Consider the following 15,253-nt stretch of genomic DNA (forward strand, 5'->3'; position numbering starts at 1 on the left):
CTAGTCGCTAATCACTTCTCTCTAATCCCTAATCCCTAACCTTGAATTTCGGTTTGTACACAAGAGAAACGAGTTCCAGCCGTTTTGCTTTTGCGCAATCGTCTTGGCGAGAAGCGAAAAAAAAATGAGAAGTCAGCTCCCAGTGAAATTTCAAAACGAATCAATTCATCATTTCGTTTTGAAACCTTTTGTGCCATTTTGAAATATCCGCGCCTTTCTTTTCGGCGAATCCATCTGATTTTAGCGAACCGGCTTTGTTTGGCACGGCTTTTGCTTTTAACAGGAATGAAAACAAAAAAAAGGAGATACACTATGTACAACACACAAATCATTCCGACTCGTTTCTTTGGACTGGATCGCTTTATGGACGCTTTTAATGGCGATAACGCCAATCTGCCCCGTGCTGCGGTCGTCGAAAAAGATGGCGTCTATACATTGGAAATCGATCTTCCCGGCGTCAAAAAGGAAAACATCGACGTCCATGTTGAGGGCGATTCGCTTTCCATCAAGGCGGTTCGCAAAACGGAAACCTCGCAGGCGTCTTACGAGCGCACCTTCAAGCTCGCCAAAGACTTGGATCCTTCTACAGCGGAAGCGGCATTTGAAGACGGCGTTTTGAGCTTCAGACTGTCGAAGAAACCGGCGGAAGAAAAACGCAAAATCGCAATCAAGTAAGCAATCGATTAAAAATGAAAATTGAAAAAAGGAGATGAATATGTTACTGACCAAGATGCTTCCTACAAATATCTTTGGATTGAACGACTGGTTCGATTCGCTCAATGAAGACGTCAAATCCTGCGATACTTGCTCGCCGCACGCTTCCGTTTCGGAAAAGGGCGGAATCTACACTTTGGAAGTAGAACTTCCCGGCGTAAAAAAGAGCGATATCGACGTCGATGTGCAGGGCAATACGCTTTCTGTTCGAGCCGTTCGCAAAAAAGCCACATCCGAAATCAAGTTCGAACGGGCGTTCAAATTGTCCGAGGATTTGAATCTGGAAAATATCGACGCCTTTTTGGAAGATGGCATTCTGTCTTTCAAATTCGTCAAGAAGCAGAGCGCACAACCGCACAAGCTGGAAATCCAGTAAATCCCAAGATTTCACAAAGACCGCTGGCAAATACCGGCGGTTTTTATTTTAGTAGAATGTGCTTTAGGGCAATCGCGTTTACGATTTGATGCCACTATCCCTATGTTCTTTGGGCACACCCAACCTCTCGCGGACATCTTTTTCCTCGGCTCATCCAGCTTAAAACCAGATTTTGCCATACGACATAAAATGTCGGGCAAAGAGCGGCAATGGGTCCCGCATAAAGTTGGGCAAGCCAAATGACGAGCATCGTATTTTTTTGTCCCATGCTTTGCGAGCCTTCAATCGGATGTGACTTCCGTTCGCATACCCAACCCAGAAAAAAGAGCAGAACGCACAGGGAAAGGGAAAGCAGGGCTGTCTTTTGAAAGTCGCCGGCTTCCCACAATTTCTGGACTCCCATCGCCCGGACATCGTAGCTCGCTTTGGAAAGCAGAATGAAGACATTGAAAATCCAGATGAACATCGTGTATTTTTGGAGCTTTTCAATTTTGTCGGCGACTTCGGGGTAAAAACTGCGAAGCCCAAGCGCAATAGCCAAAGGAATGGTGATAATCGGCTGGATTGAATTGAAAATCGTTTTGGAAAGCCCCATGAAATCCAGATGTTCCATACCGACGGGTGGCGGGCAAAAGTAGCCGAAAATCAGAGGAATCGAAAAACAGGCGAAGATGCTTCCGACCAGAAAAATTTTGAGAGCGAGAATGGGATTGCCACCGAGCATTTTGGTCATGACAGGCGCCGAGTTCGCCGGCGGACACAAGCAAATCAACATGCCGCCCAGTACGATGGGAAGCGAAAGCCCGAAAAATTTTTTCATGCCAAGCAGACAGCCGCACAGGAAAATTCCCATCAAGAGTGCCCGGAGTTCGATTTTAAAAGTGTAACCGTGTTTTTGCGGAGGCACTTTAGAAACAAAAGTCAAAGCCATCATCAGGCCGATGAAAAATGGCATCAGAGGAGAAAGAATATGCGCTTGCGGCAGCAAAACGCCTAAAAGAATCGCAAGCAGCATTAAAATGGAACGCAATTTCGCCATAGTGCGCCGAAAGTTAGTTAAATTGGGGCGAGAAATGATACTTTCGCGCTATAAAGACATCCCGACGGCAGGAACCGTCGTCAAAAAGAAATCATCCAATCCGATGATCTTTTTGATTCGGGGTTATCTCATCCTGATCGTCCTGGGAACCATTCTTTTAAAATGCCCGTTTTCGCTGAAGCAGGAACTCTCTTTTGTGGATGCTTTTTTTACGGCGACTTCGGCGGTTTGCGTGACGGGGCTTTCCGTCATCGACATCGGCAACGTCCTCTCTTATACGGGACTCTGGATTCTAGCTGCGCTTATTCAGGTCGGCGGTTTGGGAATCATGACGTTTTCAACGGCGATTTTGCTTTTTTCGGGAATCCGACCCGGATTCAATCAGCAGGCTCTTTTCAAGTCGGGATTCACTTCGCAAGAAGACATAGAACCTAAAAAAATTCTGATTGCGATTTTGCCGTTTACCTTTGTTCTCGAAGGGCTCGGGACGGCCTCCCTGTTTACCCAGTTCGGCGACCTTCCTTTAGACGAACGCATCCTCTATGCGGTGTTTCATTCCGTGAGCGCATTCTGCAATGCGGGATTTTCGCCGTTCGCCAATTCTTTGACGGACTACCAATTCAATCCTGTAGTGAACACGGTGATAATGCTTATGGTTATTTCGGGGGCGTCGGCTTTTTGGCAATGTCGGAAATCAAGAATCTTTTCAATTTTTCAACGCGGGCGATTCAAAAAATCTCGTTGCATTCCAAAATCGTCCTGCTCTCGACGGCGATTATATCCTTGATTGAGCTCTTTTCGATTTTCGCCTTGGAATGGAATGGTGCTTTTTCCAGTCTAAGTTTTGGGCAAAAATTGCAATCCTCGGCGTTTATCGCATTCTCTTCCCGAACAGCGGGATTCAACAGTTTCGACATGCTTTCGCTGCGGGAGACCAGCGTAATCATTTTAATTATCTGTATGTTCATCGGGGCGAGTCCCGGCAGTTGCGGCGGAGGCGTCAAAACGACGACGGCGGCGGTAATTGCGATTCTCGGAATCAACCGCTTGTTTGGGCGGGAACGGACTCAAATTTTAGGGCGGACAATCCCCGAAGAAACCGTAGGCAAAGCGATTCGGGTCGTTATCGTCTATATTATTTTGACGTTCGTGGGAACCTTGGTTCTGCTGTTGACGGAATTTCCCGGGACATCGGTCGGGTCGTCGCCGTCGCACTTGCTGGTTGTCTTTTTTGAAGTGACCAGTGCGCTTTCTACTTGCGGACTTTCGTTGGGGCTAACTCCGGAGCTTTCCATCTTTGGCCGGATTTTTGTTTGTATTTTTATGTTCGTCGGGCGTATGGGCGCGCTCTTCCTGATTTCCGCAGTGATTCAAAAGAAAGAAGGCGGTGCCTGGTATGCGGAAGAAGACATTATGGTAGGTTAATATGGCCAAAAAACAATTTATCATCATCGGGCTAGGCAATACGGGAATTTTCCTGGCCAATCATTTGACAAGTCTCGGCTGCGAAGTCCTTGCCGTCGACAATACTCCCGAAAAAGTGCAAGATATCACCCAGAACGTAGCGCAGGCCGTCGTCGCTGACACGACTCGCAAGGCGCAACTTTCGGCCCTTCCCGTGACGAAAGTGGACGCGGTGATTTGCTGCATCGGAGCCGACCTGGAAGCCTCCCTTTTGACCATTCTGAATTTGAAGGAATTAGGTGTCAAACACATCATTGCCAAAAGTTCCAGTTCCCAGCACACTTCTATTCTGGAACGCTTCGGGGTTTCGGATATTTTCCAGCCAGAAAGGGACATGGCGATATCCTTGGCGGAACGCTTGATTCACCCGAATATGCTCGACCGCTTGCCTTTTCTGGAAGGATTCTCGATAATCGAAATCGTATGCCCGAAAAAGTTCAAGGACAAAACTCTAAAAGAACTGGCGCTCACCGCCAAATACGGCATTCAGATTATCGCGATTCGGGATCCGCTGCAACCTCACGCGCTTATCGGCAACTTGGCGGATTACCAGATCAAGGAAAACGACATCCTTTTCGTGCTGGGGCCGGACAGCGTCCTGAACGACTTGCCCGATTGACGGGAACCCCTTTTTGAATTTCGGATTTTGAACGAGGGCAGCGTTCAAGACGCAGCCCATTATCGTATTCCATCGTGCTCCTCTAAAAATGGCTTTGGTGAATGCTTCGGCAGGCTCACCAACCGGCGGTTCCTGAGTTTATCGAAGGGCACCAACCATGCTTCGACTAGTTCGGCAACCGATTTTTTGAAAATGGATTTTTAAAGCCGCCCATAATAATATGTTTGCGCATTGGCGCCGATTTTGTGTAATTTACCAATATGCAAGAATCGCTACAGCTGAAATCCATCACTATTCGCAATCTCCGTTCCATCCGAGAAGAGACTTTTCCTCTCAGCGATTTTACGGCTTTAATCGGTTACAATAATGCAGGCAAAACAAATATCCTGATGGGGATTCGTTGGCTTCTGTTTCGATCGTCGCTGAACAATTCCTATTTCGACAATCCCAGCCAGCCTGTCGAAGCCGAAGGACTTTTTGCCGGCGTTTCCGAAGCGATTCTCGGCAAGCTGGAAGAAGACGAGCGCAAAGTGATTACGCCTTTTGTAAAAGACGGCAAAGTGCGCGTGCAGAGATCTCAAAAACTTCCGGGAGAAAATTCCGCCGACGTGGAATTTTGGGTTTTGGATTGGCAAGGGGCGAACGGGCGCGGCGAATGGGTAAAAGCGCCTTTCGGTTTTGAAGAAGCTTTTTCCCGAATTTTCCCGCCGCCGATTCAAATTTGGGATTTTGAAGGCGACAAGGCTTTTGCCAAACTGTTGAATGAAATTTTCAAGCCGTTAGAGCGACGACTGGGCAAAGAATTCAACGAGTTGATACAAAAATTCAGTACGCTGCTCGATGCGCAAAGCGATTCCCGAGCCGAGGAATTTAAACTTTTTGAACGCGGAATCAATCAGAAGCTGCGTCCGCTTTTCCCATCGGTCAATGTTCGGCTGGATATTCCGGCCCCGACCCTCGACACCTTCCTTTCTTCGGCGCAGCTGAACGTTTTCGACGAGGACGACGGCTTTGAACGGGACATTCAGTTGATGGGCGCCGGCTCCAAACGAGCGATTCAGATGGCACTTATCCGTTACTTGGACCAAGTGAAAAAGCACCATCACAATCACTACTTGAGCCGAACTCTTTTGCTCATCGATTCTCCAGAACTTTTTTTGCATCCACAGGCGGTCGAGCTGGTGCGGGTCGCCTTAAAAAATCTTTCCAACGAGGGATATCAGGTCGTATTTGCCACGCATTCCGCGCAGATGGTAACGAGTGAAGATGTCAGCACGTCCCTTCTGATTCGCAAAAACAAGGAACGCGGGACTTTTATGCGCCGCCGGATGGAAGACGCCGTACATTCAGTGATTACCGATGCGCAAGCGCAGCTGCAAATGCTTTTTTCCCTGTCCAATTCCAACGAACTGCTTTTTGCGGACTACGTTCTTTTGACCGAAGGAAAAACGGAATGGCGGGTTTTGCCTACACTGTTTGAAAAAATGACGGGACTCTCTTTTGCTCTGATCCGTTGCGCTCTGGTTCATCAAGGCGGGGTCAGCAATACCCGAAAAAGTATGCAAGTACTGTCGGCCATGGATTTGCCCGTCCGGGCGATTGTCGATTTGGATTACGCGTTCAACAATGCCCAACAAGATGGATTCATCTCTCGCGACGATCCGGATGTGGAATACTGTAAATCCCTGTTTCGGGAGCTCGCCTTGCAGGAACACATCCGCCTGGTCCATGGAATCCCGGTCAGCAAAAAATCGCGGGTCAGTGCAAGTGAAGCTTATGCCATGATGGCCGCTCTGCCCGAAGCGCAAAAACCTTTAAAAAACATCCATCGGAAATTGGCCGATATCGGAATCTGGGTCTGGACCCGAGGAGCCATCGAGCAGCATCTCGGTTTGAACGGCAAGAACGAGCACGTCTGGCATCAATTTACAGAACGCGTCCGGCGAGAAGATCCGCACCGGTTCCTGCCGAATTACAACGAAATCCGTTCTCTTTGCGATTGGATTATCGAAGGATCCAAGGGATTACAGTAAGCGCTTACTCCACGAGGCGGAGCGGCATCAACAGGAACATGCTGTTCATGTCGGAACCGACAGGCTCGATGATGCTTGCCGCAACAGGACCGTTCATCTTTAAAACGACATCGTCGCTCTGGCAAAGCTTCAGAACTTCGAGCAAGTATTGCCCGTTGAAACCGATGCAGAAAACGCCTTCGCCTTCGTGCATAATGGAAATCGCTTCCGTGGAATCGCCTCCCACATTCGGGTCGTTGGCGGACAGCTCCATCTGGTTCCCGTCGATTTGCAAGCGAATCATGCGAGTGCGGATATTCGCCATGGAAAGCACCGTGGTGATTTTATTATACAGATCCGTGCGATTGACCTGAATCGTCCGTTGGAAATTGGTCGGAATAACCGCGTCGTATTTGGGATACGGGCCTTCGATGAGCTTGGAAATAATCTGAACGCCTTCGCTGGCAAAAAGAATGTAGGTGTCCGAAATACGGACTTCGATAGCCGCTTCGGGAGACACGCTTTTCAACGCGTATTGCATGGCTTTGGGCGGAATGATAACACCTTTATCCAACGCGGCGTCTTCGACATCGATGAAGGATTTTCCCAGACGATGCCCGTCCGTCGCCACCATAATCAGCTTGCCATCCTTGATTTCGATAAATGCCCCGTGCAAGCTCAGGCGGGTCGGGTCCGTAGAAATCGCAAACAGCGTTTTGGAGGCCAGAAATTCCAGTTCGCTTTTTCCCAGCTGGAACGAAGAACCGTCATCCACCTCGGGAAGCACCGGAAAATCGCTGACATCAAATCCCGTAATCGAAGCCTTGCCCCGTTCGCTCCAGCGAATCGTGACCAGATAATCGACAACTTCGACGGCAATGGTTTCGATTTTCGGATCGATAAGGCTTTTGACTAAATCCAAGAGCTTATGGGCATTGACAACGACCGCGCCATCGATTTCCCCTTGAACGTCCAGTCGAACGCGAATTCCCAAATCCAAGTCCGTAGCGCAGACTTCCAACGAGTTGCCTTCGAGCCGGAGGGAAAAATTATTCAGGACTTGAATGGTGGCTTTATTCGGCACCGCTCCGATGACCATATTCAGGGCGGCGAGAAATTTTGTCTTTTCAATCTGAAATTTCATGAGTTCTCCTTAATTCCTGACCATGACAAAAGCAATCCAAGCGACGACCACAATGACAGCAAGGATAGCGATGCCCGCGGAACTCATTTTGTTTCGTTTCGGCGGAGTAAAGTGCTTGGCGTCCTGCTTTGCTTTTCTGCGTTCTCTACGGCTCATAAAAAAATCTCCATATTTTTTTCAAGCTAAAAACTATTATTTTATTGGGAAAAATGGAAAAAGGATTTGAAAAATATGACCGAAACTTGGAACAAGATTAAATCCGGTGCTTTGAATTGCGCCAGTACCATGCTGAACAAAGTGTCCATCGCCACCGAAGAATCGCGTTTGAAATCCAAATACGAAGCTTTGGGGCGACGCCTGCTGCCCGCATTGGAAAACGATGCTTTGGACGAACTTAAAAACGATCCCGATGTGGTGGAACTCGTGGGCTGCATCTCGGAAATGCGCAAACGGATTCGCGACATGAAAAAACAAGAGAAAAACGGTTTTCATCTTTAGGACGTTCGTTGAAAAAACTGAAATTTCACATCTTTTCGGAAAAAACGGGCAAGGTAAAATCGAAACGGATCCCTCTGTGGAAACCGATTTTTTGGATTGTCGCCGCCCTGGTCGCCATTTGCGGTTTCGTTTTCTTTTCTCCGCTTCAAATTTGGGAAAAGGTCAGCGACGGCACGCTGGTGGATTTGCGAGCGCAGAACCGGTCGATTCGGCAGAACATCAAAACGCTGAAGGAAAACAACGACAGCGCAGAAAATTATCTGACTCGAACGGCAAACCACCAGGACAGCGTTTACAAAATCGGAGGCATTCCCTTGCCGACATCTTCGGATTCGTCGGATTCCGTTTACAGGCAAGAGCGTACAGAAGCGCTTTTTCAGACTTATAAAACTTATTCCGCATTCCGCAAGGCGTTGAACGACAATAAAAATCTGGCAGAAGCGATTCCGGTTTTACGACCGCTCAAAAAAAAGACATACATTACCAATCGCTTTGGCATCGTATTCGATCATTTTACGGATCAGGAACTGCCGCATCGCGGAGTGGATTTTTTCGCAGAAGAGGGCGACACCGTTATTGCGCCCGGAGCGGGCAAAGTCATAGAAATCCGCGCCCACCGAGGATTTGGCCAGACCTTGAAAATCCAGCATTCCGACCGGATTCGCACATTCTATGCGCACCTCGACTGGGTTCTTGTCAAGCAAGGAGAAACCGTTCGGCGCGGTGAACCGATTGCCATTGCGGGGCGTTCGGGCAGGACTGCCGGTTCCGTACTGCATTATGAAATTCGCATGGACGGCGAACCCATCAATCCAGAAGATTATTTTATCGAACGGTAATTTTTCCCAACGCGCGGAGATTTAAAATGGCAGAAACGGCAAGGCCCTTTGAACAGAACATCATCGCGATGGTCTGGGATTTTGACAAGACCCTTATTCGGGACTATATGCAGGTTCCGCTTTTTAAACGGTTCGGGATAGACGGCGCAGCGTTTTGGAAAGAAGTCAATGCGCTCCCCGGATTTTACGCCGCCCGAGGAATCCACGTCAATCGGGACACATCGTACCTGAATCATATTTTAACCTACGTCAAGTCGGGAAAAATGAAAGGGCTTTCGAATAAAATCTTACGGGAGTGCGGGCAAGAGCTGGAATATTTTCCGGGGCTTCCAGAATTTTTCCCGCTCATCAAAAAACGGATTGAAGAAGACGAGAAATTTCAGAAAGCCGGAATCAAGCTGGAGCATTATGTGGTCAGCACGGGATTTGCCGAAACGATTCGGGGCAGTGCTGTGGCACCTTTTGTCGATGGCATTTTTGGCTGCGAATTTATTGAAGAGCCTGCTCAACCCGGATTTTTGCAAAGCGGAAAACCGGCGGAAGAGGGAGAGATTTCACAGATTGCGACGGCTCTGGACAACACGTCCAAAACGCGCTACCTTTTTGAAATAAATAAAGGTTCCAATAAATTTCCCGATAGCATTGACGTCAATTCCCAAATAGAAAAAAGCAATCGTCGGATTCCTTTTGAAAATATGATTTACATTGCCGATGGACCGTCCGACGTGCCTGCGTTCAGCATTTTGAACCAATCGGGCGGTGTAACTTACGCCATTTATCCGGCAAAGGATCGGGTAGCGATGCGCCAGGTGGACTCTCTCCGCCAAGACCGTCGGATTCAAATGTATGGCGAAGCGGATTACCGGGAAGATTCGATGACGGGGATGTGGCTCTTTGAACAGGTGACTCGCATTGCAGAAAATCTGGTACAAAAACAACAGCAAAATATACAGCAAAGTGCATCCCGTCCACCTTCGCATTTGAACACCTGATTTTCCAAAGAACGAGAAATAGCGAATGCTGGTAGTGATTAGCGACCAGCGGCGAGTGCCCTTCAACAGGCCTAAGGACCGGTTAAGAGTTGGGAGTTAGAAGTTGGAAGTTGGAAGTTGGAACTGGGAACTAATAACTGAGTTGCCCTTGCGAAAAGAAGTTCAGACGTGAAAAAAAATTAACTTGTATGTATTTGGTGAAGGACAGTCCATCATTCCCGTTTTTTCCGTGTAGGACATAACATCCAAAAACTCCGCAGGATTTCTGCGGAGTTCTTTGGTGTGAGAGATGGGAATCTTGCCAAATCAGCGGACGACGCGAACGGCCCTCATTTGATTTGTCTTTCTGGAACGGATGTAATAGACGCCTTGATTTTTCAAGTAATCGCTTTCCTTGACCAAACGAACCGCTTCGTGAATGCCGTAGGCGCTGAGTCGTCCCATACGCACTCCCTGCATATCAAAGACATCATAGTCCGCCAAAACATGAGCCGCATCAAAATGCAGATTGTCAGAAGCTATCGCCGAAGGTTCTTCTTTTTGAATCGGCTCTGGATCGGTCGCATTCGCTCCAGCGACAAAAGTGAAATAGTCAATATCAAACCACGCCCCCGTCACCGTCAATCGCAGAATATGTTCGCCCGCAGGGAGTTCCACATTTTCCGAAACCTTGTTATAATCTTCGTAATTTTCTTCGCCCGAAGACGCCGCTGGCACTGCGATTTCCGAAGAGATATTTACGCCATCCAATGAGAGTTGAAAACTGGAACCGCTATTCGCCGCAGCCACAGCCGCAAAAAAAGTATATGTTCCGGCTTTCTGCACATTCACAGTCCATTCAAGCCAGTCGCCTTTGGCATTGTAGCCGACAACGATACCCGTCGCCTTCTTATAAAGATCTACACCGGTTCCTTCGCGATAATCCGAATCGCCGTGATTTTCCGCATCATCGCTATAGGACTCGTTCCCGCTCCCGACGCCCGGAATATCAAAATCTTCCGCTTCAATTTTCCCTGGAATCGCCGAAGCAATTCCTTTAAAAGGTTTCTGCGATTCTGGTTCCACTGGATCGAACGACACTTCATTGCGTCCCTTGTCCAAATTTTCCGCAAAGTATTGCTTCAGCCAAGTCATCGCTGCGCGATCCTGCCCATTCTTAATAAGTCCGGTATTCGCTGCCCAAGTCGCCCCGTCAATATACCCCAGATGGTAATACCTGCAATCCACGGCGTTTCCCACATAAAGGGAATATGATTTGCATAGTCGGTTTTCTGTTTCTCGTCGTCCGCTTCACCTATGTCGTATTCCGAAATCAATAGCGGAAGTCCCGTTTCTTGATGGATCTTGGTCAGCTTGTTTTCAAAATCGGTTTTGCTCATGCCCTTGCAATCGTGCGCCTGCTGGCCATAAACATCGACCGGCGCACCGTTCTTGACAATCGTCTGGATAAGTTCGATGCCTTCATTCATCTGCCATGTGAGAGTATTGTAATCATTGTAAATCAGCACCGCTTTCGGCCAGCGTTCGCGGGCCATCTTAAACGCCGTTGTGATAAAATTGTACTGGTGCTTGCCATTCACAATTGAGTCGCCGCCGAGCGCTTCAATAATGTAAGAGCCTCCGCATTCCGTATCGTCCGTGCTGATGCCATTTGCACCTTGAGCAGGTTTTCCGTAACCGGAATGATAATTGTCCCCCGCCCAAATGGCTTCATTCACTACGTCGATATATTCCAAATCAGGAAATTTGGCAGCAACAGCATCGAACCATTCCGTGATGTATCGCTTGGTCTGCTCCACGGTAATGCCGGGATTTTTCTTTTTGCAAAGGAAATTCGGGTATTGCGAACCCCAGACCAGCGCGTGAAATTTAAAATGCCGCTCGCCGGGCTTTTCTTTTGCCCAGTTGTATGCGCTTTCGCACTTGTCGTAATTGTCCCAGGCGAACCGACTCGTACCACTGTTGCCATTAGAAAGCGAATGGATGGAACCCCATTTGCAACCGTTTTCCGGCGTAATCTGATTCCAAAGATCGCCCATGTCGCTGCGAATCTGGCCGCTCGTTGTGATATTTCCCAGAAATTTCGCCCCGCCTTGCGCAAGAGGTGCAGCCACAGCCATCGAATACATGGCGAAGCTCACAAATAAAAGAATTTTTTTCATATTGACACCTTTTTTTTCCAATCTATTTTCAAACCCTTTCCCACGCTTTTCCGCCAAAACAGATTTTATGGATAAATAATCCACGGCAAATCCTTCTTCGCAAACAAGAAATCTCCCGCGAACTGATTTTGTACGATCGGGAAGCGGCTCAAAGCTTATTGAAGAGAAGCTCTTTTTATAGCTGAATTTTTAACGGCTATCTCTAAAAATGGCTTTGGTTAAGAAAAATCGAGAAAGAATACAACGATTAGAAAATAGAACTCACACCTAACCATTGAAAACGAGCCTCTCTAATCAAGTGCTCCATACTAATCTTTGCAATATGGCTCCGGTTGCCGGAATTTTAACTCCAGACGCAAAAAATGCCCGACTTTTCGCCGAGCATTTGAAAAACAAAAATTGTCAGATTCGACTAGTATTGCGCTTTAAGAGCTGCAGGGCATTTCACTTCCCGATAAGTGTGGTTCGGGTTGCCTGCAGCATTCATCCAAGTCGCCAAGAAGAGGCAGCCCTCTTTAGCCACGGCGTCATTGGCAAACACGCTATTGCATTTTTTGGTCAAGCAAGTCTTGCGAGCGCTCGTTAAAGCCGATCCCGTTTTGCTATAACCGACTTCATCTTCACAATCCGATAAAAGTCCGCCATACTGCTTTCCCATATCGCCCCAGCCCATATTTGCACAACCATTATAAATACCGACGCCGCCACCCGGAATCATCACATCAAATTGACCTTGTGCCACATCGGTCCCCACGTTGGACGCCATTACCACAAGGACCTTTCCCTTCAGACCCTGCTGAGGGGCTTTATTTTCATGCTTGCCTGTTCCATCGAAAGTCAAGGCATAGCAATGCCCGCACTGGCCGCCGTTAGAAGCCGGCACCGCCGCAAAGGCATAAGCGAGATTGTCGTTCACAATGATAGGAATCTGACTGGTGCAGGTCGCCGCAGAACCTCCCTGACAAACACTTTTCGCATTTTTATCGCTGATAACGCTACCGTTCACCGAACACATTTTAGCTTCGTTGCCTGCGCCCGCGTTCTCTGTCCAAGAACAGCTCGGTTTGCAGCAGTCCCAATAACGCGAGGCAAATCCGCTTCCCGAAGCGCCGCCCGAAATGTATTCCAAATCGGTGCTGCCCGAAATCACAGAAGAACTGCTCTTTGCCGACGAGCTGGACCTTGCCGAAGAGCTGCTGCGAGCTATCGAAGAACTGGAGCGGACAGAAGAACTGGAACTTACCGCTTGAATCGAAGAAGAAGACTTTTCGGAAGCTGCGCCAACATGGATGGTCAAAGTAATCGTCACGCCGTCAAAAACAAAATTGTCTTTAGTCGTGCCGTCCGAGAAGTATTCGGGAACCGTTCCCGAAACCGTATATGTTCCCGCATTTTTGTCATAACTCGTATTCAGCCAGTAAAGATTCCAACTGCGAGAAGGTTCTGCAGTGACATTTTTAAAACGCGAATTTTCACCGTCAATGCGACTGATATAGGTTGAATCGGGAAGAAAAAAAGTTCCCTAGGGCTAGCCCCTGGGGAACCTGGCCGAAACTTTTCTACCTTGCCGATTCTACCAAAAAAGGACATGGCGGTGAGTCTCAACCAAGCACAAAGATACGAAATACGAGCGCTCAATGCGGCAAAGATCCCCCGAAAAACATAGCCTTGCAGCTGAAGGTCCACAAATCCACAATCTACAGGGAACTAAACAGGGGCGGCGGCCGCCAGCATTACGACCCGGTCAAGTCGCAGGAACGGGCAGACCTCCTTGCCGCGACAAGTCACCTGCATTACGACTACGACGAGGACGACTGGAAAATCGTGGACGGGAAAATCAAGGAAGACTACTCTCCCGAACAGGTGAACGGACGCGCGAAACTCGATGGGATGGGTGTCCCTAGCGTCGCCACGATATACAGGCATGTGAACAAGGACGAGGACCTGAAGAAGCACTTGCGGCACGGCAAGAAACCATACCGTAAGCGCGGGGAGAAGAAGGACAAGAGAGGCCAGATTGTAGGCCGCGTGCCCATCGAGGAACGTCCGGCAATCGTGGACGAGAAATCACGCGTAGGCGACATCGAGATAGACCTGATAAACAGCGCGGACCATGACGCGAACCTGCTCACGATCAACGACAGGATGACGAATTACAGCCTGATAAGGTATCTTCCGACGAAGAACGCGAAAGACCTGAAGAGAACGCTTGTGAGGGCGCTGAAGGACTTTGAGAAAACGTTCGAAGTCAAGATTCTCACAATCACTTCGGACAACGGGAAGGAGTTCGCCTGTCACGCAGAAATAGCGAAAGCTATGAAGGCGGATTACTACTTTGCGAACCCGTACCACTCCTGGGAGCGCGGTGCCAACGAGAACATGAACGGTCTAATACGCCAATATCTTCCCAAGAAGGAGTCGTTCAAGGGAATCTCTCCCCGGAAAGTTCGCTGGATACAGGATAAACTGAACAACAGGCCTCGAAAAAGGCTTGACTTTATGACCCCTTTAGAGTATATTTATACGCAAGTTAAACTACAAACCTAAGTCGCGTTAGCGACGAAAATCCGCCAAAGTCACCGTCGAAATCGGCGCATTCTTGGCAACCGTTTGGGTCAATTCGCCCACCACAGTGATGTTTCCCGTATCCATCGAGCTGCTCGAAATGCTAGCCGTCTGCGAAGAACTGGAGATAGGCACGTCCACCGCCGAAGAAAGTGGCAACGAGAGGGATGAGGATGACGGAGCGGAAACCAGCGTTCCATCCACCGTAACGACAGAACCGTCGTTCAACGTGATATTTCCCGTGTCCGGATTAAATGTACCGATGACATTTCCATTTGCATCGCGAACCGTCAAATCGGAATAGACATCCCCGACAGGAACTTGAGCAACGAGGGTTGCGCTCGTATCCGCGACAATGCTCGACGACGAAATTTCAATAGCCTCGCTAGAAATCGCCACGTCGCCTTCCTGAATGACATTGCCCGAAAGATCTATAATCGAACCATCTTCTTTGGTAATCGTTGAATTGTCCGAGTTTAAGGAACCGATAACGTTTCCTTCCAAATCGGTGACAACACCATTCTTATTGACAAGGAATCCCGCATCCGTAATCACGGGAAGAATCGTCGTGTCGGCGACAAGGATGATGTTCCCTTCCATATTGAGAACATTGCCATCGGGATTCAGCTGCCCGACAACGTTCCCGCCCGCATCAAAGACGGCACCCGTAGAAGCGTCAATGGTAAAGCCTCCAACATAATAAGGAAAGTCGGAAGTGGCAGGCAGATTTTCACTGCCCGATGTCCCTGAAGAACTGGAGTTTTCGCCGCAGTTCCACGCCAAAAGCGCAGCGCCCAGCAGAATGGTGACTAAGTAACGTTTTTTCATA

Annotated in this window: 18 protein-coding genes; 10 read left to right on the forward strand and 8 right to left on the reverse strand. The window is 48.5% G+C overall.

The annotated features are described in order from the left end of the window. Positions 1–35 precede the first annotated feature (35 nt). The gene (locus BGX14_RS15535) at positions 36–197 is read right to left on the reverse strand and encodes a hypothetical protein (RefSeq protein ID WP_158223269.1); all 162 of its coding nucleotides are present in this window, start codon (positions 195–197) and stop codon (positions 36–38) included. A gap of 115 nt (positions 198–312) precedes the next feature. Here BGX14_RS15535 and BGX14_RS08045 point away from each other — a divergent pair, with 115 nt between their 5' ends. Then, entirely contained in the window at positions 313–675 is a 363-nt protein-coding gene (locus tag BGX14_RS08045; protein WP_073303570.1) for an Hsp20/alpha crystallin family protein, read from the forward strand. 40 nt (positions 676–715) lie between these two features. Continuing rightward, positions 716–1,090: an Hsp20/alpha crystallin family protein gene (locus tag BGX14_RS08050; protein WP_073303569.1), complete on the forward strand. Its 375-nt coding sequence runs from the start codon at positions 716–718 to the stop codon at positions 1,088–1,090. Between the two features lie 100 nt (positions 1,091–1,190). Here the strand turns inward: BGX14_RS08050 and BGX14_RS08055 are convergent, their stop codons facing one another. Beyond that, complete coding sequence (locus tag BGX14_RS08055) at positions 1,191–2,129, reverse strand: bile acid:sodium symporter family protein (protein ID WP_143394194.1); 939 nt, start codon at positions 2,127–2,129, stop codon at positions 1,191–1,193. 34 nt (positions 2,130–2,163) lie between these two features. Here BGX14_RS08055 and BGX14_RS08060 point away from each other — a divergent pair, with 34 nt between their 5' ends. The 4 genes from BGX14_RS08060 to BGX14_RS08075 all read left to right on the forward strand — a co-directional run bounded on the left by BGX14_RS08060 (position 2,164) and on the right by BGX14_RS08075 (position 6,245). Next, positions 2,164–2,916: a potassium transporter TrkG gene (locus BGX14_RS08060; protein ID WP_158223270.1), complete on the forward strand. Its 753-nt coding sequence runs from the start codon at positions 2,164–2,166 to the stop codon at positions 2,914–2,916. A 23-nt stretch (positions 2,917–2,939) separates the two neighbouring features. Then, on the forward strand, positions 2,940–3,554 hold the full coding sequence (locus tag BGX14_RS08065; RefSeq protein ID WP_158223271.1) for a potassium transporter TrkG: 615 nt from the start codon (positions 2,940–2,942) through the stop codon (positions 3,552–3,554). A 1-nt stretch (position 3,555) separates the two neighbouring features. Next, on the forward strand, positions 3,556–4,212 hold the full coding sequence (locus tag BGX14_RS08070) for a TrkA family potassium uptake protein (protein ID WP_073303565.1): 657 nt from the start codon (positions 3,556–3,558) through the stop codon (positions 4,210–4,212). 260 nt (positions 4,213–4,472) lie between these two features. Continuing rightward, complete coding sequence (locus BGX14_RS08075; RefSeq protein WP_073303564.1) at positions 4,473–6,245, forward strand: ATP-dependent endonuclease; 1,773 nt, start codon at positions 4,473–4,475, stop codon at positions 6,243–6,245. 4 nt (positions 6,246–6,249) lie between these two features. On the opposite strand, the gene dnaN is transcribed toward BGX14_RS08075, so the two are convergent. Next, a complete protein-coding gene (gene dnaN / locus BGX14_RS08080; RefSeq protein WP_078776553.1) occupies positions 6,250–7,368 on the reverse strand; it encodes a DNA polymerase III subunit beta in 1,119 nt (372 codons plus the stop codon). 9 nt (positions 7,369–7,377) lie between these two features. Further along, positions 7,378–7,524 (reverse strand): hypothetical protein, encoded by a 147-nt coding sequence (locus tag BGX14_RS15540; protein WP_158222164.1) that lies wholly within the window; start codon positions 7,522–7,524, stop codon positions 7,378–7,380. Positions 7,525–7,590: 66 nt separating this feature from the next. Between BGX14_RS15540 and BGX14_RS08090 the strand changes: the two genes are divergently transcribed. From BGX14_RS08090 to BGX14_RS08100, 3 genes are read left to right on the forward strand one after another with little or no spacing between them, the layout of a single operon-like run. After that, a complete protein-coding gene (locus tag BGX14_RS08090; RefSeq protein ID WP_078776551.1) occupies positions 7,591–7,866 on the forward strand; it encodes a hypothetical protein in 276 nt (91 codons plus the stop codon). 8 nt (positions 7,867–7,874) lie between these two features. Next, complete coding sequence (locus BGX14_RS08095; RefSeq protein ID WP_073303558.1) at positions 7,875–8,705, forward strand: M23 family metallopeptidase; 831 nt, start codon at positions 7,875–7,877, stop codon at positions 8,703–8,705. Positions 8,706–8,731: 26 nt separating this feature from the next. Then, positions 8,732–9,697, forward strand: a complete 966-nt coding sequence (locus BGX14_RS08100) for an HAD family hydrolase (RefSeq protein ID WP_073303556.1) — start codon at positions 8,732–8,734, stop codon at positions 9,695–9,697. 306 nt (positions 9,698–10,003) lie between these two features. Here the strand turns inward: BGX14_RS08100 and BGX14_RS16095 are convergent, their stop codons facing one another. The 3 genes from BGX14_RS16095 to BGX14_RS08110 form a co-directional block, all read right to left on the reverse strand. After that, positions 10,004–10,831, reverse strand: coding sequence for a carbohydrate-binding protein (locus BGX14_RS16095; RefSeq protein ID WP_233126450.1), 828 nt, complete (start codon positions 10,829–10,831; stop codon positions 10,004–10,006). Continuing rightward, complete coding sequence (locus BGX14_RS16100; protein WP_233126451.1) at positions 10,828–11,859, reverse strand: endo-1,4-beta-xylanase; 1,032 nt, start codon at positions 11,857–11,859, stop codon at positions 10,828–10,830. The genes BGX14_RS16095 and BGX14_RS16100 overlap by 4 nt, the downstream gene beginning before the upstream one ends. 412 nt (positions 11,860–12,271) lie before the next feature. After that, positions 12,272–13,168: a hypothetical protein gene (locus BGX14_RS08110; protein ID WP_233126452.1), complete on the reverse strand. Its 897-nt coding sequence runs from the start codon at positions 13,166–13,168 to the stop codon at positions 12,272–12,274. 359 nt (positions 13,169–13,527) lie between these two features. Between BGX14_RS08110 and BGX14_RS08115 the strand changes: the two genes are divergently transcribed. Further along, positions 13,528–14,406 (forward strand): IS30 family transposase, encoded by an 879-nt coding sequence (locus tag BGX14_RS08115; RefSeq protein ID WP_095879463.1) that lies wholly within the window; start codon positions 13,528–13,530, stop codon positions 14,404–14,406. A gap of 6 nt (positions 14,407–14,412) precedes the next feature. Here BGX14_RS08115 and BGX14_RS08120 read toward each other — a convergent pair whose 3' ends face one another. Beyond that, positions 14,413–15,252, reverse strand: coding sequence for a hypothetical protein (locus tag BGX14_RS08120; RefSeq protein WP_095879574.1), 840 nt, complete (start codon positions 15,250–15,252; stop codon positions 14,413–14,415). Position 15,253: the final 1 nt, after the last annotated feature.

This window comes from Fibrobacter sp. UWS1, from assembly GCF_002300445.1.
GTDB lineage: Bacteria > Fibrobacterota > Fibrobacteria > Fibrobacterales > Fibrobacteraceae > Hallerella > Hallerella intestinalis.

Bases quoted from the DNA above. Each gene is read 5' to 3' on its own strand.
- BGX14_RS15535 (WP_158223269.1), bottom strand. From the start codon at position 197: ATGGCACAAAAGGTTTCAAAACGAAATGATGAATTGATTCGTTTTGAA.
- BGX14_RS08045 (WP_073303570.1), top strand. From the start codon at position 313: ATGTACAACACACAAATCATTCCGACTCGTTTCTTTGGACTGGATCGC.
- BGX14_RS08050 (WP_073303569.1), top strand. From the start codon at position 716: ATGTTACTGACCAAGATGCTTCCTACAAATATCTTTGGATTGAACGAC.
- BGX14_RS08055 (WP_143394194.1), bottom strand. From the start codon at position 2,129: ATGGCGAAATTGCGTTCCATTTTAATGCTGCTTGCGATTCTTTTAGGC.
- BGX14_RS08060 (WP_158223270.1), top strand. From the start codon at position 2,164: ATGATACTTTCGCGCTATAAAGACATCCCGACGGCAGGAACCGTCGTC.
- BGX14_RS08070 (WP_073303565.1), top strand. From the start codon at position 3,556: ATGGCCAAAAAACAATTTATCATCATCGGGCTAGGCAATACGGGAATT.
- BGX14_RS08075 (WP_073303564.1), top strand. From the start codon at position 4,473: ATGCAAGAATCGCTACAGCTGAAATCCATCACTATTCGCAATCTCCGT.
- dnaN (WP_078776553.1), bottom strand. From the start codon at position 7,368: ATGAAATTTCAGATTGAAAAGACAAAATTTCTCGCCGCCCTGAATATG.
- BGX14_RS15540 (WP_158222164.1), bottom strand. From the start codon at position 7,524: ATGAGCCGTAGAGAACGCAGAAAAGCAAAGCAGGACGCCAAGCACTTT.
- BGX14_RS08100 (WP_073303556.1), top strand. From the start codon at position 8,732: ATGGCAGAAACGGCAAGGCCCTTTGAACAGAACATCATCGCGATGGTC.
- BGX14_RS16095 (WP_233126450.1), bottom strand. From the start codon at position 10,831: ATGACTTGGCTGAAGCAATACTTTGCGGAAAATTTGGACAAGGGACGC.
- BGX14_RS16100 (WP_233126451.1), bottom strand. From the start codon at position 11,859: ATGAAAAAAATTCTTTTATTTGTGAGCTTCGCCATGTATTCGATGGCT.
- BGX14_RS08120 (WP_095879574.1), bottom strand. From the start codon at position 15,252: ATGAAAAAACGTTACTTAGTCACCATTCTGCTGGGCGCTGCGCTTTTG.